The organism is Alphaproteobacteria bacterium 33-17, assembly GCA_001897445.1.
GTDB lineage: Bacteria > Pseudomonadota > Alphaproteobacteria > Rickettsiales > 33-17 > 33-17.
This window is the reverse complement of record MKSX01000006.1, coordinates 1-19286: the sequence shown is the minus strand read 5'-3', so window position 1 is coordinate 19286 and position 19286 is coordinate 1. Positions and strand designations below refer to the sequence as shown.

The following is a 19286-nucleotide window of genomic DNA, read 5'->3' as shown; positions in this document are numbered from 1 at the left end:
CATTAGGGTTATTTGGATAAACATTAGCTCTAAATGACATACTCATACTTGGAGCCTGCGAATATGACTGAGAATATGATACAGAGTCAGATGTACCCTTGCTATTAGAATCTCTAAAAGATTTTTCCCGAATAGAATCTTCTCTTCCAATTCTATTTGTTAATGTTAAGGTAATATTATTGTCTAAGTCTTTTTCCTGATGATTCTTATATAAAGTTGCTAAAACGTTAGTTTTACGAGTTTTGCTTAACTGTAGAGTCATTTTTTCTTTATTATAATTGAGGCTGTGGTCAATAACCTCAAGATCTTTAGAGATCTTAACTGGGCATTCCAAAGTTACAAGTTGTTGCAGAACGTATAAAAAGCTTAAGTTTTCAGATAAGCAGGTAACTTTGTAATTTTCATCAAGACCTTTCATAAGGTTTATTAAGTGAGCCGTATACTCGAAAAACTCTATTTCAGCCTGCTTTTCATCTAGAGTGAGAAAAATATCTTCTTTCTTTTTAGCTTTTTTATTTTCAATTATAGATTTGATTCTTAATCTTTGAACGTCTATTCTATACGAAATTTCATTGCTAATTGTTATAGCTGCATCGTCACCTTTTTGTAATTCCATGCTTATTACGCGCTCTGTTAATAGGCAGTTTTCGCTTCCAATAGCATTTCCTTCTTTATGATTATAAATACGATTGAGATCCTGATTATAGCTTTTGATGTTTGGGTAATCATTTCTAGATACTACGTCTTTAATTTCCAAATAATGCACAAAATCACTTATAAGTTTCAAATGAACGGCATCTAGTGAGTTCATTGCATAAACTATATTATATATGCCCTTAAGTATACTGTAATCATTGCATGCAGTCATATGGTTAAGTATAATTATAAGATCGGCAGTTGATAAATTAATCCTACATGTTTTTTCAAAACCAGTATTATAAAGTAATTTATGTAAGTCTTCGGTTTTATTTGAATGATGTAGTTGATTTAAAATACCTCTAAAATTTTTCTGAAAAAACTTTACATTATAATCATTAATCGGCTCTAAGAAAAATTCGGGAACAATTTCGGTGTTTTTAGTATAATGGTAAATATCTTTTATATATTTTACCATGTACTTTAAAGGTTTATCATCTTCACTAGATCCTGCATAATTGTTATCTAGGTTTAGAATATTCAAATATTCACAATTTTCAGAAAGAAACTGTGCAAATTCTTCATATTTTTTAGGTTCTGCATAAATTTTTGCTATAAATTCAAATAAATAATTTTTGAAAATATCTGCTAATAAAACGTCAAAGTTATCTAAGAGTTTATTTATTTGTAGCGTACATTGTTTGCATGTTCTTTTAAGGAAATTAATTATCTCTTCTTCAGTATCAGCCATTAAACCTTCTGAATATAAGGCGGTATAATTACCTGGTAGTTTTTGTATAAACTTTATATACTTGTTTTTTTCAATATTTTCTAATATTGTAAGGTCGACATTATTAAAAACTTTGTGTAAAATAATTGTTATATTATTTATATAAATTTCTGAGTTGCTGCGAAAAAAAGTTTCATAAGTATTTTGATTTAATAGAAAATCTAAATGTTTTGAAATACTAGCTGAGTCAAATAATTCTGGACAAAGAGTATAAATTTTAATAAATACTTCTGTGACATCTTCATTAATTGCTTTTAATTTAGAAAAGGTATCATTTATATCGTATTGGATATTATGTATTAAAAAAAGATACATTGAAGAGATAGTTGATAAATCAAAACTTCCTTTAGCCATTGGGTTGTTTATACAACTTTTATATTCATAGGCAGAATTAATATAAGGATTCATATCTCTGGATTTTCCTGCGTATTCATTGGGATTTACTATCAATAACAAAGAATTGTAAACAACGCAGGTGATATGAAGTATACAAAATTTTTGATCTTCGTTAAGTTTTAGAGTTTCAAAATCTGAATAATTTGGTAATTTGTCTAATAATAAAGCCACTTGCTCTCTATAGGGTTGAAGAGCTTTGTATATAATTGGGAAGTCATAATAATTTCCTTTAAGTGATGGCTCGATACTATGAAGACCATTATCAGTAATATAATGTAATGTAATTGATTTTATTATGCCAATTACTACAAGTGCATCTATAATTTTTTTATCTGCATCTAGATTGTTTGGAATAAACTTAAATTTTGAAAAAAGTTTGTACATATCCTTTGCACAATGCTGATAAAATTTATTTCTATGCTTCTTCTTTACACTAGTAAATGCATCGCTAAAAAATTTATTTGCTTTAAATGCATTGAATGCGTCAATTAATTGAGGAGTATTTTTGGGATGGAATATAGGGGTTAAAATATGCTCAAATTGCAAATTATTAGATTTTTTCATGATTATCCAAGTATTTTATTAAATTAGTCTAAATTTATGTATAACAAAATAGTTAATATAGGGTAAATTTTAATTAAGTCAATTAATTAATTAAGTTTTAAACATATTATTTTTTACATTTAGCTTGACTTACCCAAAATTATTTGCATAATAAGCGAGGTCAAATCAATAAATGGGCTTGTAGCTCAGGTGGTTAGAGCGCACGCCTGATAAGCGTGAGGTCGGAGGTTCAACTCCTCCCAGGCCCACCATTTGTTAATTTGCCAACCGGATGTTCTTTATTTCACCTCATCTAAGTTACTCAAGTTTTTTAAATTAAAACTTGATATTTTTATTTAAGTTTGTATTATTGCTCAGGATTAAATTTATTTAGTTACTGGCAAGAATAGTGCAAGTTATTGTTTTTGCTGACTTTATTACTTAGGAGAATTAGCTGAATGGCAAAATATGAAACAACATTTATTGTCCGTCAGGACATGAGCCCAAACGAGGTTGATAAGCTCGCTGATAACTATATTGGCGTTATTGAACAAATGGGTGGTACTTTAGTTAAAAAAGAATACTGGGGTTTAAGAAACCTAGCTTATATCATCAAAAAAGGTAAAAAAGGACACTATATTATGTTAGGTCTTGATGCTCCTTTTGAAGCTGTAAAAGAAATTAGAAGACAAATGTCAATCAATGAAGACATTATTCGTGAAGTGACATTAAGGGTTGAAGAAATTTCTAAAAACCCATCTTTAATGATGAAACAAAATAGAGAAGCTTCAAACCAAGCTTCTGAAGAAATTGAGGAATAATTATGCAAGATTCATCTTCAAACTCTGCTTACGCTGTACGTAAACCTTTTTTCCGTCGTCGTAAAACATGCCCACTTTCAGAAGAAGGCGCTCCTGAAATTGATCACAAAAATATTCCATTGCTTTTAAAATTTGTTTCTGAGCGTGGCAGAATTTTACCAAGCCGTATTACTTCTGTATCTGCAATTAAACAAAGAAAATTAAAAAGAGCAATTAAAGTTGCAAGATCTTTAGCTCTCCTTCCATTTGTTAAGAAATAAGGTAAGCATATTATGGAAATTATTTTATTAGAAAAAGTAAGCAAACTCGGTATCATGGGTGATATCGTGAAAGTTAAAAACGGTTTTGCGCGTAACTTCCTTATTCCTGGTGGTAAGGCAATCAGAGCTACAGAAGGAAACAAAAAAGTTTTCGAAGCTCAAAAGTTAGAAATTGCAAAGCAAAGTGCTGAAAGAAAATCACATGCTCAGGATATTGCTAATAGCTTACCTAAAGCTGTTTCAATCATCAGACAAGCTGGTGAAGATGGAAAGCTTTTTGGTTCTGTTGCTGCACGTGACGTAGTATCTGCTATCAGAGAAACAGCTGATTTAGAAGTTGCTAAAAATCAGGTTAACCTTCCTGAAGTTGTGAAATTCATTGGAACTCACGACGCTCATGTTGTTCTTCACCCAGAAGTGATTGCAACTGTAAAAGTTGTTGTTGCTAGAACTGAAGAAGAAGCAGCTGATGCAATTAGCAAATTAGAAGCATAGTTTTCTAGTTATAAGATTATTTGAAAAAAGCGGGTGCCAAGCACTCGCTTTTTTTATTTTAATAGAGCGTCTGCTAACTATACGCTAATTGTGTTATTTAAATTCAAGGTTTAGATGGCGGTCATTGCGAAAAATGCTTAGCATTTTGTGCAATCCATATGTATAGCAAAATTTAGGAACAGTTAAACATAAATAACATCCTAAGGCTTCAAAGCACTATACTAAAGCCTTGCCCCAATTTTTTGAATAACTTTAGATGCAGCTAAATTAGCCTGCGCTAAACTTTTATTCAAATCGCTACTACTTAAATAATAATATAAGAAAGTTCCTGCAAAAACGTCACCTGCGCCTGTAGCATCTATAACTTTGTTTACTTTTATAGCAGGGGCATGTGCCACTATTTTGCCATTTTCTATAACTTCCGAACCATCTTCGCTTTTCGTATGTACAATGAATTGATATGCATTTTCTTTAAATTCAGCAAGTTCTTTGGAATTTGCAAATACAATTGGGTTAGTTTGTTTAACAAAATCAGCGATCTTTTGATAATTCCGTTTTACGCATTCAGAATCTGAAAGTGTAAGGCTACTTCTTAATCCTTTGTCTTTAATGATTACTGCTAAGTTTTTCATCAGTTCTGGTGCGCTATCAAACATATAGCCTTCACAGAAGATCATAGCGTCATTATCTAATTCGGATAAATCAAAGTCATTAGGGTAAATCGTGCTGGTAGCCCCTAAATAAGTGAGCATGGTTCTTTCGCCATCTTCTGAAATATACACTCTTGATTTGGCATTTGGTTTATCAGGACATATGCTTGAAATTACTGTAATTCCAAGATTTTCTAAATCTTGTTTATATTTTATGCCATTTGCGTCTTTACCTAATTTAACAAAGACTTTAGTAGATTTAGATAGGATTGCAAATGCGGCAGCAGTGTTAATAGCAGAGCCTCCACTTGAGATTTGATGGTCAAGACCATCATTTTCTAAAGTCTTAAACTTTTCTAAGTCATCTACTAAAGTCATGCTACCTTTTGTAATGTTTAAAGACTCCAGAAAACCTGTTGGTGTTTTGCTAAATATGTCTAAAACAGCATTACCAATACAAATTAATTTAGGCATTTTAACCTGCGTTTAAATTTTTACATAATTTCAATTATAAATTGTGATTTGATAAAAATCTAAATATTTTTAATTAAAATGCCTAAATATGTACTAAGCTAGTAAGTTCCTTGCGTTTTCAAGATCATCTGGTGTATCTACAGATATTGGAACGTGTTTTGTAAAGCCTATAGATATTGTCATACCATTTTCAAGCGCTCTAAGCTGTTCAAGCTTTTCTTCAAGTTCCATTTTCGCCTGTGGAAGTGATACAAATTTATCTAGTGACTCACGTTTAAAGGCATAAATACCTAAATGGTGATAAAATTCTTCGGCAAAATAAGGAACTTTACTGCGTGAAAAATAAAATGCTCTTGCAATTCCATTTTTAACTTCCCCAAATACAGGTTTTACTACAGAAAATTTTTCAGCATCTTCTAAAGTTGTTGGGGCGCAAAGAGTAGCAATATCACTACGCGATTCAGCAAGCACTTTAACACACTCACCAATAATATGGGGGTCGAAATTAGGCATATCACCTTGAAGGTTAACGATATATTTGAATTTTCCTTCTTTATCAAAAGCTTTTGCACCCGCATGTACTCTATCTGTACCGCTTGGTAAATTAGGGTCAGTAAGAATAGTAAAGATATTATCTGGCGCTACTTCGTCAATGATTTCCTGATCTCCTGATGCAAGTAAAATATTCGTAAAGCCAGATTCTTTAACTCTCTGAATTACATGTCTAATCATTGATTTTTGTCCAATGGGTAAAATAGGTTTATTAGGAAGCCTTGTGGCTGCAAGCCTTGAAGGTACTACCACTAATGTGTCTTGATTCATAGTAATCCTCTATGTTTAAGTTTTCCCGATTTTACTCAAGATAATCTATTTGTCTAATACAAATCCCTGATATATAAAGAATAGTTAATTTTTATTATTAATATTTTAATTATTATTAAATAAATGTTATAATTAAGTATAAGGTTAATTGTAAAAGTTACTATATGAGCCAAAAAAAGCCAAAATTTTCAGGTTTAGATCTTGTTAAGATGACGTTTAAAGAGTCAGGTAAACGTTATTATAGGGTATTTAAGTCTGAGAAACAGGATGATTTTGTGGATATTGAAGGCGATACCTCGTATGAGGCTATTGAAAAAAGCCAGGTCGAGAATCCATTTATGATTAAAAATATCATACATCGCTTAGGAAATTTCGTTCATAAGCCAAGTTTGCTTGCAAAAAAAGAAATTTCAGAAAATACTACTCAGGAAAATATAGACCCTAATCCTGAGAATATAGAAAGTGAGCCACAAGAGATCAAAAGCAACCAAAATATTTTGTAAACTATCTGAATCCAATCCAGATCCTAAAACTGAACTTGAATATACTAATCCATACCAATTGATAGTAGCCGTAGTTTTATCTGCGCAGGCAACAGATGTTTCAGTTAATAAAGCAACCAAAAGCCTGTTTGAAATCGTAACTACCCCTATGCAAATGCTGAGTATTGGGGAAGAGGGGCTTATAAGTTATATTAAATCTATAGGGCTTTATAAGGCAAAAGCTAAAAATGTTATAGCTTTAAGCCAAATGCTAATAGAGGAATATCATTCTGAAATCCCTAATAAATTTGATGATTTAATAAAACTGCCAGGTGTTGGCAGAAAAACTGCAAACGTTGTGCTTAACTGCCTTTTTGATGAGCCTACAATTGCAGTCGATACCCATGTTTTTAGGGTAAGCAAACGCCTTGGGCTTGCTAAGGGCAATACTCCAGAGAAAGTTGAGGAAGAAATATTAGGTGTAGTTCCAGATAAATACTTGAGAAATGCGCATCACTGGCTAATATTACATGGAAGATATGTGTGTAAGGCTAGAAAGCCTGAATGTGATAAATGCGAAATTGCAGAATACTGCGATTATTATTCAGAGGTCAGTAAATGAATAATCAACTTCAAAATAATATATTGATTAAAGGCTTAGCTTTTTTAGCTATCGCATTTTTGTTGATACCTATTTTACTTGTAATTACATATTCTTTTAATGCCTCTAAAATTATGACTACATGGGGTGGTTTTTCGCTTAGCTGGTATGCAGAGCTTTTCCATGACAGGGAAATTTTTGTAGCTTTATCTAATAGCTTAATTGTGGCATTTACGTCTTCTTTAATTAGCGTTTTTATTAGTGTTATTTTTGCAAGTATTATCGTAGGTAATAAGAACAATGCTGTATTTCGTAAAGTATTAAGTATAATACTTGCAATACAGTTTGCAGTACCTGAAGTTATTTTGGGAATAGCAATGCTCATGCTATTTGTGTTTTTACGTGAGTTTTTTGCACTAAATAATGTAAGCGACATGCTAAACCTGATTATTGCTCACAGTGTTCTGACTACAACTTATGCAACAACGGTTATAACTGCAAGGCTTGCAAGTATTAACAGCCAAATTTTTGAGGTAGCCGAAGATTTAGGTGCAAGTAGTACAACAACCTTTATGCAAATTACCCTTCCTTTAATATTTCCAAGTATAGTTAGTGCATGGCTACTTAGCTTTATTTTATCTATGGATGATGTAGTTATTGCAATATTTAATAATGGTCCTGGGTCAACTACTCTTCCTGTTTTAATTGCCTCAAGAATCCGCCTTGGTATTAGCCCTGAAGTTAATGCTTTGGCTAGTATTCTTATACTAATTGTTACAGTAATACTCGGAATACATTTTGCTGTTAAACATATGATTAAAAGGAAAAAGATAGTTTATGACAAATAGATGTGCATGGGTAAATTTAAATAATAAGGAATACATTGAATATCATGATAATGAGTGGGGCGTGCCAGTTCATGATGATAGAAAGCATTTTGAAATGCTAATTTTAGAAGGCGCTCAAGCAGGATTAAGCTGGGAAACAGTACTTAAAAAACGTGAAGAATACCGCAAGGTTTTTCATAATTTTGATGTAGATAAAACTATAAGAATGACAGATTTAGAGCTTGAGAAACTACTAGAAAATCCTGGCATTATTCGTAATAGGTTAAAAGTGTTTTCAGTTAGAAAAAACGCTATAGCTTTCAGGCAAATTCAGCAGGAATATAAAAGCTTTGATTCATACATTTGGTCTTATGTAAATAATAAAACTATTGATAATAAACTTAAGGATATTAAGCTTGCTATAAGTAAGTCGGATATTAGTGATAAAATATCTAAAGATTTAAAAAAGCGTGGCATGAGTTTTGTAGGGTCAACTATAATCTATGCCTATATGCAGGCAATCGGTATGGTTAACGATCATACGGTTGATTGCGAATTTAAATAAGGAGAATAATCATGAGAATGAAGAAAAACCTTGAGAAATTAGAAAATGAAAATTTAATAGATATAATTCTTGAGTTACTTGATTCTCATAAAACAATAAAAAAAGATATAGATATTAAACTTGCTTCATACGAAGATGACCCAAAAAAACTAATTGCATGTATTAAAAGAGAGATTTCGGGATTAAAAAGATCATATAAGTATATTAGGTATTATGAAGCTAGGCAGTTATCAAAGCGTTTATATAAGCTTGCTTTATACATATCGAAAGAACTTATTAAAAAATCCCCTGAAAAATCTGTTGAATTAATGCTAGAGTTTCTGGATCTACATGAAAAAACTATTAAGCGTGTAGATAATCGTGATGATACAGTCGCTGTGGTTTTTAAGAATAGCGTAGAAATGCTTTCTGAGATTTTTTACGAATATAATCCACCTGTTGTTGAGGTAGTTGAAACTATATATTCTAAAATTATAGCTGAACATCAGATTATATATGTAAGCCTTATTGTACCCTTAAAAAACCTTTTAAAAGAAGAGGGTATAAATATACTTCAGCAAAAGCTTGAAAGTTCTGTAAAGTCAGCGAATAAGGCTCTGATACAGTTAAGCCTGGAAGCCATTGCAAATGCAAAAAAAGACATTGATTTATATATAAAGGCACTAAAATTATCAGGTAATTTGATTGATAATGATTATCTTAAAATTGCAGGTCAGTTAATTGAATATTGGCGCACTCAGGAGGCTTTAGAATGGATAGATAAAATTAAGTTTCCGAACAATAATATAGATCATAATGAGTATTACAGAATTAAGGTAAAAGCTTTAGAAGAAGAGGGTGAATACGAACAAGCGCAGGAAATATTACTAACGTGGTTTAATGAGAAATTCAGTGCTGAAATTTATATACAAATCCTCAAAAACGCTGATCAGGAATTCAAAGAGGAATTTAAAAATGGCACTATAGAAAAAGCATTTGCATACTATGACACACACAAAGCACTTAGGTTTTTGATGGAAATTAAAGAATTTGAGCATATGGCAGAATTTATAAAAACGAATTATAAAAAACTTTCAGGTAAGGAATATGAAGTTTTAAGACCTGCGGCAGATATTATACAAAATCTAGATCCGCTTGCCGCTACAATTTTATACCGTAAAATGATAGATAGTGTGCTTCATGCTTCGGATTATAAATATTATTCATATACAGCCAAAGATTTACTTAGTTGTAAGATACTCAGCAATGAAATAGATAATTGGCAGTTTTTGGAAGCGCATGAGGATTATTTTAACCGCATATATAACAATCATAAGCGTAAATACAGTTTATGGGAGCAATATAATAAGAAATTAGAAACTTATAACACTAAGAATAATGTAAAAACTCATGAAACTAAAGAAGTTTAAAAATTACATTGAATACGAAAGTAGTATGCTTATTACACAATTTTTATAATATTCCAATTTATTTTTGTCTTCTACCCAGTCGGCATTTTCCATAAATGGCATAGTACTTAAAGAAAATATCATAGTTTGCAGTACTTCAACATCAATAGACGGAATAATCTGCTCACGTTCCTGAAAATATATTAAGTAGTTTAGCCATATGTTTTTAGGAAGAGAATAGGTTCCTGCAATATCAGCGCCTTCACTGGAATCTAGTCTTTGCCACTGTAGCATTCTTACTAAATCAGGATTATTGCCATACATCTTAAACCTTAGATCAACTACATATTCAATAAATTCTTTGTAATTTGCCCTGGGAAGTTCTACTTCAGCTAAATTTAAACCCAAGATGCTTTCTTTTACTGATTTCCAAAGCTCTTCTTTTGATTTGCAATGATAAAACAAAAGAGGCTTAGTTATGCCTGCTTCTTTAGCGATCTGACTCATAGAGGCTGCTGCAAAGCCCTTGCTCAAAAATACTTTCTTAGCAGCTTGTAAAATTATTTTGTGAGTTTCTATAGTTTTAGAGCGCACGTAGTTTCTCCTAAGTTTTTGACCGATCGATAAAAAATATCTTGACCGACTAGTCAGGGTATTATACATTACCTTTTAAAAAATGAAAGGGGTAAAAACATGCTAAGAAAAATTATTCTCGGAGTTATGCTTAGTAAAGCTGCTATGGCTAATAGTTTTGAAAATGCGGGTGAGGAAATCAACCCATCTCGTGAGCATTTACTCTCAATTAGCTTTTCTCACAATATAGCAAGAGCGCTTCATATTGCTGCTGAACATAAAATTGCTGATAAATTGGAATCTGAGCCGAAGTTACTCGAGGAATTAGCAGAAGAGCTGCATGTTAATAAAGATGTTTTGTACCGTATTATGAAGGTCTTAGTAACCCACGATGTATTTGATTATACTGAGGATCGTAAATTTAAAATTAACGATCACTCTCGTTTCTTATTATCAAGTCACCCTCACTCTTTAAGAACAGCAATTGCTAAAGAAATGGATTTAAGAAGATGGAACTCTCTTGGAAACTTAGAAATCTCACTTCGTTCTGGCAAACCCTCCTTCGATATGCTTTACGAAGAATCTTTTTATGAATACTTAGAAAATAACTCTGGAGCAAAGGCAAGATTTGACGCAGGTATGAGTGATTATTCAGTAGGTGAGGATATTGCTATTGCAAAATCTTTCCCATTTAACAAATATGACACCGTAATAGATGTAGGTGGAAATCAGGGAAGTCTTATATATCAAATACTTAAAAATCACAAGAAAGTTGAAGGTGTTCTTTTTGATATGCCCAATACCATTCAAAACCCAAGATATTTGATAAATAAAAATATGGAGCATCGTTATGAGATAATCGGTGGGGACTTCTTTGAAAAAGTACCAGAAGGTGGGGATGTGTACATTCTTAAAAGAATTATACATAACTGGGATGATGAAAGGGCAGTTAAAATATTAAAGAATTGTGTTAAAAATCTTGATCGTAAAGGGCGTATTCTTATAGTAGACGTTATAGATGAAGATTTGTCTCCTCAGACCAAACCATCTCCTTTTGTAGATGCAGAAATAAGCTCTATTGTACTTAATAGAGGGGCAGAACGTAGTTTAACAATGTTTGAAGCTCTTTGTAAAAAGGCGGGGCTAAAAATTGTTAAAGTACACAGGCCGAATGGTATTAAAGTTGGTATTATCGAAGCCGCAAAATTATAAACAATAAAAAGGAGCTTACTTAACGCTCCTTTTGTTTTTTGTAAAAAATTTTCTTAAAAAGTTGTAATTTCAGGATTTTATATTATAACGTTTTTTTATAACGGCTAAATTTTCTTTTTTGTGCATAGACTGTTATCGCAAAAAAGTATACAATTTAGTAATAACTAATTTAACTGTTGTATTTAATAAGTCTATGGACATTATTTTCTTTGCTATTGTTGCTGCCTTTATTGCATATAAATATTATTCAATATTGGGAAAAAAAGATGAAACAACCGATGATCTTGAGGCAAAATCTCAAAACATGCCTAAGGAGTTCATGTTTTATGACTTTAACTCAGGTGAGCCTGAACAGGCGGAAAATGTTGTTAAAGTTGTCCAGCCTCTTACAACTTCAAGCGATAAAACAATCATTGATGCTATGGAAGCAATTCATAAGCGTTTTCCAACATTTAATGAGGCATTCTTTATAAAAGGTGCAAAAGCACTTTTTGAAATGTTACTTGAGGCTTTCTCTAGTTCAGATTTATCGAAGGTAAAAGATTTTATCTCACCAAATTTACTAAATAAAATTTCTAATGAAGTTAATTATAATGTCCTTTATAAAAACGCGGTCTCTATTACATTGATCGGATTTAATGACGCAAGCATAGTTTCAGCGCATGTTCATAAGGATGTTGCAAGCGTTTCTGTACATTTCATTACAGAACAAATGATAGCGCTCGGAAAAGAAGGTGAAACTCCAAAACCAAAGTCTGAAAAGATTGAGGAAACATGGGTGTTTGAAAAAGATCTTAACGAAAACCATATTAACTGGAAGCTTAAAGATATTATCTAGGCTTTTTCTATAAAAATCAGGAACTGATATGAAAAAATTAATAGGCTCAACTTGTTTAGTTGCAGGAACTTGTATTGGCGCGGGCATGATTGCGCTTCCAATAGTTTTAGCGAAAATAGGAATTGTTATGAGTATGGTAATGCTAATTGCTGTATGGGGCGTTACATATCTTGCATCTCTTATGACCTTAGAGCTTAACTTAAGAGCGGGTGAGGGAAAGCCTTTAGGGCTACTTGGCAGGCATTTTGGCGGTCTAAAAGCTGAAATAGTGGGGATTGTTTGTTTAAAGCTTTTAGCTTATTCTCTTCTGTCTGCATATTTATATGGTGGTACTTCTGTAATCTCTAAGTTACTCGCAATGTTTAACGTGGAAGCTAGTAATTTAGCCATTTCGTGGGTGTATTTTTCAGTAATATTAGTCATACTATCTCTGCCGCTTAAGTTACTTGATTATACTAACAGAATACTTTTTGCTGGGCTGATAACTGTTTTAAGTATTGTTATAAGCATTCTTATGCTTGCCATATATAAATTTGATTTTGCTATAGAATCTACAAATTTAATCAGCGTTAGTGAAAGTATTGCTGTAATATTTACCTCTTTCGGTTTCCAAATTGTTTCGCACAGCCTTACAAATTACTGCAATAAAGATGCTAAAATTCTCAAAAAAGCGTTCTTTTTTGGAAGCCTGGTGCCGCTATTAATATATATCGTATGGACTATAGGGGTTATTACAATAGTGAAACAAGCAGACCCTGCGTTTTACAAACACATGCTTCATAATTCCGTAGATGTAGGTGATCTGGTTGCAAAAATCAGTCAGGGTGCTTCTAGTAATTATTTAAAAGAGCTTATCTGGGCTGTATCAGTACTAGCTATTATTACATCTGCTTTAGGTGTAGGTATGGGGCTTTTAGATTCATGGGAAAAGCAGCTGAACATAAGCGCTAAAAACCTAAAAAAACACGTAGCATTGGTTTTAGTAACTTTAGTGCCGCCATTTTTAATTGCAAGTTATATACCAAATGCATTTATTAGTGCGCTTAGTTTTGCAGGTATTGTAAATGTTATAATAGTACTTGTGCTTCCAATGTATCTGCTTATTAAATCAGATCATAACGGCACTGGATATTTTTATCCTGTGTTAAAAAGTAAGCTGATTAAGGGAACTATAATTATTTTAGCAGTATTTGTACTTAGTTTTGAGCTAATTACAAAGGTATAACAGAACTGAATCTATTATACCTTTTAGGAATTATTTTGTTGCAAGCAACATATTTCTAAGAATCTCACTAGCCTTTTCCTGATCAATAGCTTCTCTAGATTCTAAAGGTTTTTGTTCATAAGATAAGTAAGATAAAGCTTTAGCTGCTTCCTCATTAGGGATTTCAACAATTTGATCTTCGGCAACTACTTGGACATTCATCCAATCTATTTGTGGGTTACATAATTTAATAGTTTCGAAATAGTAGAAGCTTTCTTCAGATAAAACAAGTTCTTTTAATGTAATTGGAAGTCCAATTATAGTTTCAAAATTTTTACACAGACACAAATCAAGTTTTGTTATATTCTGAGTTATAGTATTGGATATATCCAATACTTCTAGTAAGTTTTCAGGATAAACTATCTCTACTTCTGCATTATGTTCGTTATGAATCTTTAATTGTGCAATTTGATCATTTTCTTTAAAGAAAAAAGCAGGCAAGTTAATTTTCATTTTTTCTGATTTTTCTGGCGTATAAATGAGTTTAGTCACTTTTTGTGTGCCAGTTTTAATTAATATTTCTATTTGAGAATCAAAAAGAGAAATATCGGTATTTTCTCTCAGATGTGTTCCCTGATACTGATTGACAGTAACTTTGTCGAAGTCATTGGCAATAACTGATTTATTATTATAGGTTGTGATTTTCTTTAAATGCTTAACATTAAGGTATAATTTTACAAACTGTATATTGGGGAATATATGCTTGACGGCATTAATATCATATCGTTGAATAGTGTACTGCTGGCTATCATTATGAATAGAAAGTTTTTCAACACTTGATAAATCTAAATTCTGTAGTTTCATATATAGCATTTCTTTTGGGGAATTTATATTTATAGCTAATTTTTTTACTTTTTCTGGCCAAATAACCTTAGGGAAATTACTTTTTATAAATCTTAAGCGTAAGCTTTCTAATTCTTTATATTTTGATAAGTCAACAGTTGTGAGTGGAGGTGCTTTAAAGTCCTTACCAACAACCTTTAGATTTTTAATTTTATTTGGAAACTGACTTAGAAATGTCAAAAAATTATGTCCCGATGATGATGCAAGATTAACATTTACAAGATTTGGAAAGTGAAGAGAAAAATTATGTTTTTGAACTCTTTTTTAGGTTTTTTAGACCCCATTATAATGTGCAGGTTTTTAACATCTTGAAATATTGAGTTATTAGTTAGCTTAGATAATTCTCTATACGTGACTACAGCTGTGCTATCAGAAGTACTTAATATTGTTAAATTATGTTTGGCTTTTTTTTTCAGGACGATTATTTTCATCATTTGTAGCTTTTCTTTTTGTCATTTAGGTACCTAATAAAATAATTTTTTATTTTATTAAGGTGCTGTTAACTATTTGTAAAGTTTTTTTTAATAATTAATCAGGGGAATAATACTGGGTGAATTTTTAAATTATAAGGCAATTGTAAAGAAATTTTATTTAAACCAGATACTTAACACCTGAGCGTACATATGCATAGCCTGTAACTATAGTAAGCATAGCTGCAATCCAAATAAATACATCTCCGATAATAGGAACCATCTTACTACCTGTACCTTCTTCACCTAGAATCAGAATAAATAGAGCAACCATTTGAACGCCGGTTTTGATTTTAGCAAGGTTAGATACAGGAACGCTTACGCGTATTTCTGCTAAAAATTCACGAAGCCCTGAAACTAAAATTTCGCGGCAAATAATAGCAGTTGCAGGAATTATGTTAATTTGAGCAAAGTTAACCAGCATTATTATAACTGCGCCAACTAAAAGTTTGTCAGCAATAGGGTCTAAGGTTCTACCCAAGTTAGATTGTAAGGAATAATGGCGGGCAAGATAACCATCAAGAAAGTCGGTAATGCAGGCATAGGCAAATAGGCTTGCGGATAATTTACAAAATCCCATGTAATATAGTAATACAACAAATGGTATGATTACTATACGAGATAATGTTAAATAATTTGGCAAGGACCTAAGTATGATAAACCCCTATTTTTTGTTGCATATAATGTTTTAAAACCTTAATTAAGTTTATGCAAGTAAATTTTAAATTATCTACTCTGCTTCTTCTAAAGCGGCAATTTCAATTTCATTGTTACTATTATCAACTATCTGATAGCGCTCAATATTACTAAGTGGAGTAGTGCCGCCAATGCCATAATTTTTAACCTTTTTGATTTTTGGTAGTAAGTTACCATTAAAAGATGCAGCCATTTTATCATAATTCTGTGCAAGGGTTTTGATATTTGCACCAACTTTACGAGAGTATTCTAATAATCCTGAAAGTGAGCTAATAATTTTATTAACCTCCACAATAATATGCTCTGCATATTCAGCCTTTTTAGACTCACTAATAACATATTTAGCGTGTGATAAAATATTTACAAGCCCAGAAGGACCTACAGGGAATACATCAATTTCCCATGCTTTAGTATAAAATGTTTTATCAAGCTCCGAAAGTTTTTCAAGCATTGACTCACTAGGCAGAAACATTAGCAGTGACATATGCTCTGTTTTATGATTTGGCATTGTTTTATCAAGATATTTTCTAACTGATTCTTTATAATCTTTAGCGGAAAGCTGCTTTAAATGCGTATTCATTGAATCTAAAAACTTCCCGGAATCTTTATCGGTAGAATTTTCCTGAAACATCTCAAAAAAGTGCTTAGATGCTTTAGAGTCAATAATCATAACATTATTGCCGGGAAGCATTACAACTGCATCAGGGCGAAGTTTAATATCAGTTCCAACAGTGAGCTGAATAAAATAATCAAGATTGGGAATAAGTCCCATCGATTTTAATATATTTTCTAATGTGGTTTCTGAAACCTGCCCAACATAAGAAGGAGATAAAAGCGCTCTTTTTATTAAATTTACTTCGCTACCAGAATCCTTTACCTTTTCAGCTAAATAAGATACTGATTTGGATATATTTATAACGTCTTCATTAAGTTGCTTTGTAAGGTCTGATATAGTTTTATTATTAACTTCGCTAAACTGTTTTTGTTCTTGCTTGTGAAGGTTCAGTAAGTTTTCAGATATCTTGTTACTAATATCAAAAATAGCGGCTTTTGCAGTATCTATGGAATCATGCTTAACTTTCTCTAGGTTTGCTTCCTGCTCTGCTTTTGCTTCTATATAGCTACGTAATTTGATATTATCGCTGCTTGCCTTCATTAGCTTGTTGACTAAAAAAATAACAGCAATAACTAAAATTAAGTTTACGGCACCAAGTAAAATCACTATAAAATTTATATCATCCATAATTTTCAATAACTTAAATGTTTTTAGCATCATGACGTCAAAACCAAGTAAAAGTCAATATTCAGTTATAATATTAGCAGCGGGTAAGGGTACTCGTATGAAAAATAATGTGCCAAAACTAATGCATAAGATTGCAGGCGAACATTTGGTATATTATCCTATTCAGCTTGCAAAAGCATTGAAGGCTATTGAGGTTGCAGCGGTAATAAATGAGGAAAATTTACAGCTAAATCAGTATATTGAGTCATTTGGTATCAAAACATATACACAAAAAGAACAATTAGGTACTGCGCATGCCGTAAGATGTGCAGCAGATCCAATGGATTTAAATACAGATTACACTATTATATTATATGGCGACACTCCGCTCATTACAGAGGCTACTATTAAAAGCGGTATAGAAAGCCTCAGAAGTCATAGTAATGCATCATGTATGGTGTTTTGCTTTATGATGGAAGAAAGCAATCAATATGGAAAGCTATTGGTCGCTGATGAATATGTTGTTGATATTGTTGAATATTTTGAGGATAAAGATTCTCAAATACCGCACTGTAATTCAGGTATTATCATAGTAGAGTCAAAATATTTAAAAGAAGCGCTTGGTAAAATATCGAATAATAATAACAAAAACGAGTATTATCTTACAGATGTTGTAAAGGTTTTAGAATCAATGAAGCGTAAATCACTTTATTATGTAGGTACCAAAGAAGAGTTTTTAGGCGTAAATTCACAGGAAGAAAGGGATATTGCTGATAAAGTATTGCAAAAAAGAATTGTAAATCAGTTATTTACTAAAGGCGTAACCATATATAACCCAGAAACATCATATTTTGACTATAACATATATATAGAGTCAGGCGTGGAAATTGAGCCTAATGTACAAATTAAAAAGGGTGCTAGAATTGAAAATGGGGCGCTTATCAGGTCATTTTCATATTTAGAAGATTGTAAAATAGGTAAAAACGCCATAGTTGGACCATATGCAAGAGTAAGACCGAAGACTGTATTACATGAAAATGTGCATTTAGGAAGCTTTGTAGAAGCAAAAAATGCTGAAATAAATGAAAATTCCAAAGCAAATCATTTAGCTTACTTAGGGGATATTAAAATTGGCAGGAATGTAAACATTGGTGCAGGTACTATTGTATGTAACTATGATGGGTTTAATAAATATAACTCAGAAATTGGCGATAATGTATTTGTAGGATCCAATTCTTGCATCATTTCACCTATCAATATAGGAGAGGGTTCTATAATAGGAGCAGGATCAGTAGTTGCAAAAACAGTAGAAAGTGACTCACTTGTAATTGCAAGGGCTGAAGAAAAGCATTTGAAAAACAAAGCAAAATCCTTCAGGCAAATAAAAAAGGCAAAAAGTGCAAAATAAGTGCTAAAGTCCATTGACATTATGCGAATAACCCGCTATACATTTAGCAGTCTAAAATATTCTATTTTGAAGGAAAGCAATGAATAACAATTTTTATGCTATATTCAGATCAGGTAATAAGCAGTATAAAGTTAACACAAATGATGTTGTTAAACTTGAGAAAATTGCAGGAAATCCTGGTGCTGAAGTTAAACTCGATGACGTTTTAATGATCGGTAATCATTCAAACGGTAGTATTGTTATTGGTAACCCTGTAATTGATGGTGCTTATGTTAAAGCTGAAATCATTTCTCAGGAAAAAGACAAGAAAATCATAGTATTCAAAAAACAACGTCGTCAGCATTATCGTCGTAAGAATGGTCACCGTCAACAAGTGACATTCGTAAGAATTACAGATATCGCTGCAAATTAGGAGTTAAATGAATGGCACAGAAGAAAGCAGGTGGTAGTTCCAAGAACGGTCGTGACTCAGCTGGTAGAAGACTTGGTGTTAAAAGACATGATGGTCAAGCTGTTTTAGCTGGAAGCATTATTGTTCGTCAAAGAGGAACAAAATTCCACGTTGGTAAAAACGTAGGTCTTGGTCGTGATCATACAGTATTCTCATTAGTAGATGGTATTGTAAAGTTCTCTAGAGGCGTTAAAAACAGACGTTTCGTAAGCGTAGTAAGCTTTGACTCATTAGAGCAAGCATAATTTTACTAAAAGCTACTTATATACTAAAAAAGGCGTGAATATAATTCGCGCCTTTTTTTATTTTTTGGCTATGGATATATTAAGTTGAAGTATTTGAATATGGTACGGGAATGCAGAGAGTAGTCTAGCAAGCCTAAGTGAGTGAGTAAATTATACAAACCTCAACTTTAAAAAACTATAATCTCAAAGTCTTTCCAAATCAACAGTTAAGGTCATTGCTGTAGAAGTTCAAAGTTTTGGTGACGGAAAAGGGTTGACAATAAGGATGTCTGAAAGGGTTATAATAAGGAAGGAGTTTTTTAATATAACTTTAG

The 19286-nt window shown here is 32.0% G+C and carries 21 protein-coding genes, 1 tRNA gene and 1 pseudogene; 15 read left to right on the top strand and 8 right to left on the bottom strand.

The features are described from left to right. A pseudogene (locus tag BGO27_04560) lies at window positions 1-2386 on the bottom strand (hypothetical protein). A gap of 174 nt (window positions 2387-2560) precedes the next feature. On the opposite strand from BGO27_04560, the gene BGO27_04555 reads away from it, so the two are divergent. The 4 genes from BGO27_04555 to BGO27_04540 all read left to right on the top strand — a co-directional run bounded on the left by BGO27_04555 (window position 2561) and on the right by BGO27_04540 (window position 3941). Next, window positions 2561-2637 (top strand) — tRNA-Ile (locus BGO27_04555). 186 nt (window positions 2638-2823) lie between these two features. After that, the gene (locus BGO27_04550; protein OJV16261.1) at window positions 2824-3186 is read left to right on the top strand and encodes a 30S ribosomal protein S6; all 363 of its coding nucleotides are present in this window, start codon (window positions 2824-2826) and stop codon (window positions 3184-3186) included. Window positions 3187-3188: 2 nt separating this feature from the next. Then, window positions 3189-3446 (top strand): 30S ribosomal protein S18, encoded by a 258-nt coding sequence (locus BGO27_04545; protein OJV16260.1) that lies wholly within the window; start codon window positions 3189-3191, stop codon window positions 3444-3446. 12 nt (window positions 3447-3458) lie between these two features. After that, window positions 3459-3941 (top strand): 50S ribosomal protein L9, encoded by a 483-nt coding sequence (locus tag BGO27_04540; protein OJV16259.1) that lies wholly within the window; start codon window positions 3459-3461, stop codon window positions 3939-3941. A 221-nt stretch (window positions 3942-4162) separates the two neighbouring features. On the opposite strand, the gene BGO27_04535 is transcribed toward BGO27_04540, so the two are convergent. Both BGO27_04535 and BGO27_04530 read right to left on the bottom strand, forming a co-directional pair. Further along, window positions 4163-5065 carry a hypothetical protein gene (locus tag BGO27_04535; GenBank protein ID OJV16258.1) on the bottom strand — a complete coding sequence of 301 codons (903 nt, stop codon included), beginning with the start codon at window positions 5063-5065 and terminating at the stop codon, window positions 4163-4165. A gap of 93 nt (window positions 5066-5158) precedes the next feature. Then, entirely contained in the window at window positions 5159-5887 is a 729-nt protein-coding gene (locus tag BGO27_04530; protein ID OJV16257.1) for a 3-deoxy-manno-octulosonate cytidylyltransferase, read from the bottom strand. Between the two features lie 164 nt (window positions 5888-6051). Between BGO27_04530 and BGO27_04525 the strand changes: the two genes are divergently transcribed. Genes BGO27_04525 through BGO27_04505 form a run of 5 tightly spaced genes read left to right on the top strand, consistent with a single transcriptional unit; the run spans window position 6052 to window position 9771 of the window. Continuing rightward, a complete protein-coding gene (locus tag BGO27_04525) occupies window positions 6052-6390 on the top strand; it encodes a hypothetical protein (protein ID OJV16256.1) in 339 nt (112 codons plus the stop codon). Then, window positions 6350-6991 carry an endonuclease III gene (locus BGO27_04520; protein ID OJV16255.1) on the top strand — a complete coding sequence of 214 codons (642 nt, stop codon included), beginning with the start codon at window positions 6350-6352 and terminating at the stop codon, window positions 6989-6991. Before BGO27_04525 ends, BGO27_04520 begins: the two co-directional genes overlap by 41 nt. After that, window positions 6988-7818 carry a hypothetical protein gene (locus BGO27_04515; GenBank protein ID OJV16254.1) on the top strand — a complete coding sequence of 277 codons (831 nt, stop codon included), beginning with the start codon at window positions 6988-6990 and terminating at the stop codon, window positions 7816-7818. Before BGO27_04520 ends, BGO27_04515 begins: the two co-directional genes overlap by 4 nt. Next, the gene (locus BGO27_04510; GenBank protein ID OJV16253.1) at window positions 7808-8362 is read left to right on the top strand and encodes a DNA-3-methyladenine glycosylase; all 555 of its coding nucleotides are present in this window, start codon (window positions 7808-7810) and stop codon (window positions 8360-8362) included. Before BGO27_04515 ends, BGO27_04510 begins: the two co-directional genes overlap by 11 nt. A gap of 11 nt (window positions 8363-8373) precedes the next feature. Continuing rightward, complete coding sequence (locus BGO27_04505; protein ID OJV16252.1) at window positions 8374-9771, top strand: hypothetical protein; 1398 nt, start codon at window positions 8374-8376, stop codon at window positions 9769-9771. A gap of 3 nt (window positions 9772-9774) precedes the next feature. Here the strand turns inward: BGO27_04505 and BGO27_04500 are convergent, their stop codons facing one another. Continuing rightward, a complete protein-coding gene (locus BGO27_04500) occupies window positions 9775-10344 on the bottom strand; it encodes a hypothetical protein (GenBank protein OJV16251.1) in 570 nt (189 codons plus the stop codon). Window positions 10345-10443: 99 nt separating this feature from the next. Here BGO27_04500 and BGO27_04495 point away from each other — a divergent pair, with 99 nt between their 5' ends. From BGO27_04495 to BGO27_04485, 3 genes are all read left to right on the top strand, one after another. After that, window positions 10444-11535, top strand: a complete 1092-nt coding sequence (locus tag BGO27_04495) for a hypothetical protein (GenBank protein OJV16250.1) — start codon at window positions 10444-10446, stop codon at window positions 11533-11535. Window positions 11536-11728: 193 nt separating this feature from the next. After that, a complete protein-coding gene (locus BGO27_04490) occupies window positions 11729-12373 on the top strand; it encodes a hypothetical protein (protein OJV16249.1) in 645 nt (214 codons plus the stop codon). 28 nt (window positions 12374-12401) lie between these two features. Then, the gene (locus BGO27_04485; protein OJV16248.1) at window positions 12402-13598 is read left to right on the top strand and encodes a hypothetical protein; all 1197 of its coding nucleotides are present in this window, start codon (window positions 12402-12404) and stop codon (window positions 13596-13598) included. A gap of 30 nt (window positions 13599-13628) precedes the next feature. Here the strand turns inward: BGO27_04485 and BGO27_04480 are convergent, their stop codons facing one another. The 4 genes from BGO27_04480 to BGO27_04465 form a co-directional block, all read right to left on the bottom strand. Then, window positions 13629-14660 (bottom strand): hypothetical protein, encoded by a 1032-nt coding sequence (locus BGO27_04480; GenBank protein ID OJV16247.1) that lies wholly within the window; start codon window positions 14658-14660, stop codon window positions 13629-13631. A gap of 35 nt (window positions 14661-14695) precedes the next feature. Continuing rightward, window positions 14696-14911, bottom strand: a complete 216-nt coding sequence (locus BGO27_04475; GenBank protein OJV16246.1) for a hypothetical protein — start codon at window positions 14909-14911, stop codon at window positions 14696-14698. A 160-nt stretch (window positions 14912-15071) separates the two neighbouring features. Beyond that, the gene (locus BGO27_04470) at window positions 15072-15608 is read right to left on the bottom strand and encodes a CDP-diacylglycerol--glycerol-3-phosphate 3-phosphatidyltransferase (protein OJV16245.1); all 537 of its coding nucleotides are present in this window, start codon (window positions 15606-15608) and stop codon (window positions 15072-15074) included. A gap of 72 nt (window positions 15609-15680) precedes the next feature. Continuing rightward, entirely contained in the window at window positions 15681-16922 is a 1242-nt protein-coding gene (locus BGO27_04465; GenBank protein OJV16244.1) for a hypothetical protein, read from the bottom strand. Here BGO27_04465 and BGO27_04460 point away from each other — a divergent pair. The 3 genes from BGO27_04460 to BGO27_04450 all read left to right on the top strand — a co-directional run bounded on the left by BGO27_04460 (window position 16921) and on the right by BGO27_04450 (window position 18972). Beyond that, window positions 16921-18276 (top strand): UDP-N-acetylglucosamine diphosphorylase/glucosamine-1-phosphate N-acetyltransferase, encoded by a 1356-nt coding sequence (locus tag BGO27_04460; protein ID OJV16243.1) that lies wholly within the window; start codon window positions 16921-16923, stop codon window positions 18274-18276. The genes BGO27_04465 and BGO27_04460 overlap by 2 nt on opposite strands. 79 nt (window positions 18277-18355) lie before the next feature. Continuing rightward, on the top strand, window positions 18356-18688 hold the full coding sequence (locus BGO27_04455; GenBank protein ID OJV16242.1) for a 50S ribosomal protein L21: 333 nt from the start codon (window positions 18356-18358) through the stop codon (window positions 18686-18688). Window positions 18689-18699: 11 nt separating this feature from the next. Continuing rightward, on the top strand, window positions 18700-18972 hold the full coding sequence (locus BGO27_04450) for a 50S ribosomal protein L27 (protein OJV16241.1): 273 nt from the start codon (window positions 18700-18702) through the stop codon (window positions 18970-18972). Window positions 18973-19286 lie beyond the last annotated feature (314 nt).

Excerpts from the sequence above, each read along its gene's own strand:
- BGO27_04545 (OJV16260.1), top strand. The coding sequence starts at position 3,189 with ATGCAAGATTCATCTTCAAACTCTGCTTACGCTGTACGTAAACCTTTT.
- BGO27_04550 (OJV16261.1), top strand. The coding sequence starts at position 2,824 with ATGGCAAAATATGAAACAACATTTATTGTCCGTCAGGACATGAGCCCA.
- BGO27_04540 (OJV16259.1), top strand. The coding sequence starts at position 3,459 with ATGGAAATTATTTTATTAGAAAAAGTAAGCAAACTCGGTATCATGGGT.
- BGO27_04490 (OJV16249.1), top strand. The coding sequence starts at position 11,729 with ATGGACATTATTTTCTTTGCTATTGTTGCTGCCTTTATTGCATATAAA.
- BGO27_04450 (OJV16241.1), top strand. The coding sequence starts at position 18,700 with ATGGCACAGAAGAAAGCAGGTGGTAGTTCCAAGAACGGTCGTGACTCA.
- BGO27_04525 (OJV16256.1), top strand. The coding sequence starts at position 6,052 with ATGAGCCAAAAAAAGCCAAAATTTTCAGGTTTAGATCTTGTTAAGATG.
- BGO27_04535 (OJV16258.1), bottom strand. The coding sequence starts at position 5,065 with ATGCCTAAATTAATTTGTATTGGTAATGCTGTTTTAGACATATTTAGC.
- BGO27_04495 (OJV16250.1), top strand. The coding sequence starts at position 10,444 with ATGCTAAGAAAAATTATTCTCGGAGTTATGCTTAGTAAAGCTGCTATG.
- BGO27_04505 (OJV16252.1), top strand. The coding sequence starts at position 8,374 with ATGAGAATGAAGAAAAACCTTGAGAAATTAGAAAATGAAAATTTAATA.
- BGO27_04475 (OJV16246.1), bottom strand. The coding sequence starts at position 14,911 with ATGAAAATAATCGTCCTGAAAAAAAAAGCCAAACATAATTTAACAATA.
- BGO27_04455 (OJV16242.1), top strand. The coding sequence starts at position 18,356 with ATGAATAACAATTTTTATGCTATATTCAGATCAGGTAATAAGCAGTAT.
- BGO27_04510 (OJV16253.1), top strand. The coding sequence starts at position 7,808 with ATGACAAATAGATGTGCATGGGTAAATTTAAATAATAAGGAATACATT.
- BGO27_04515 (OJV16254.1), top strand. The coding sequence starts at position 6,988 with ATGAATAATCAACTTCAAAATAATATATTGATTAAAGGCTTAGCTTTT.
- BGO27_04530 (OJV16257.1), bottom strand. The coding sequence starts at position 5,887 with ATGAATCAAGACACATTAGTGGTAGTACCTTCAAGGCTTGCAGCCACA.
- BGO27_04485 (OJV16248.1), top strand. The coding sequence starts at position 12,402 with ATGAAAAAATTAATAGGCTCAACTTGTTTAGTTGCAGGAACTTGTATT.
- BGO27_04465 (OJV16244.1), bottom strand. The coding sequence starts at position 16,922 with ATGATGCTAAAAACATTTAAGTTATTGAAAATTATGGATGATATAAAT.
- BGO27_04460 (OJV16243.1), top strand. The coding sequence starts at position 16,921 with ATGACGTCAAAACCAAGTAAAAGTCAATATTCAGTTATAATATTAGCA.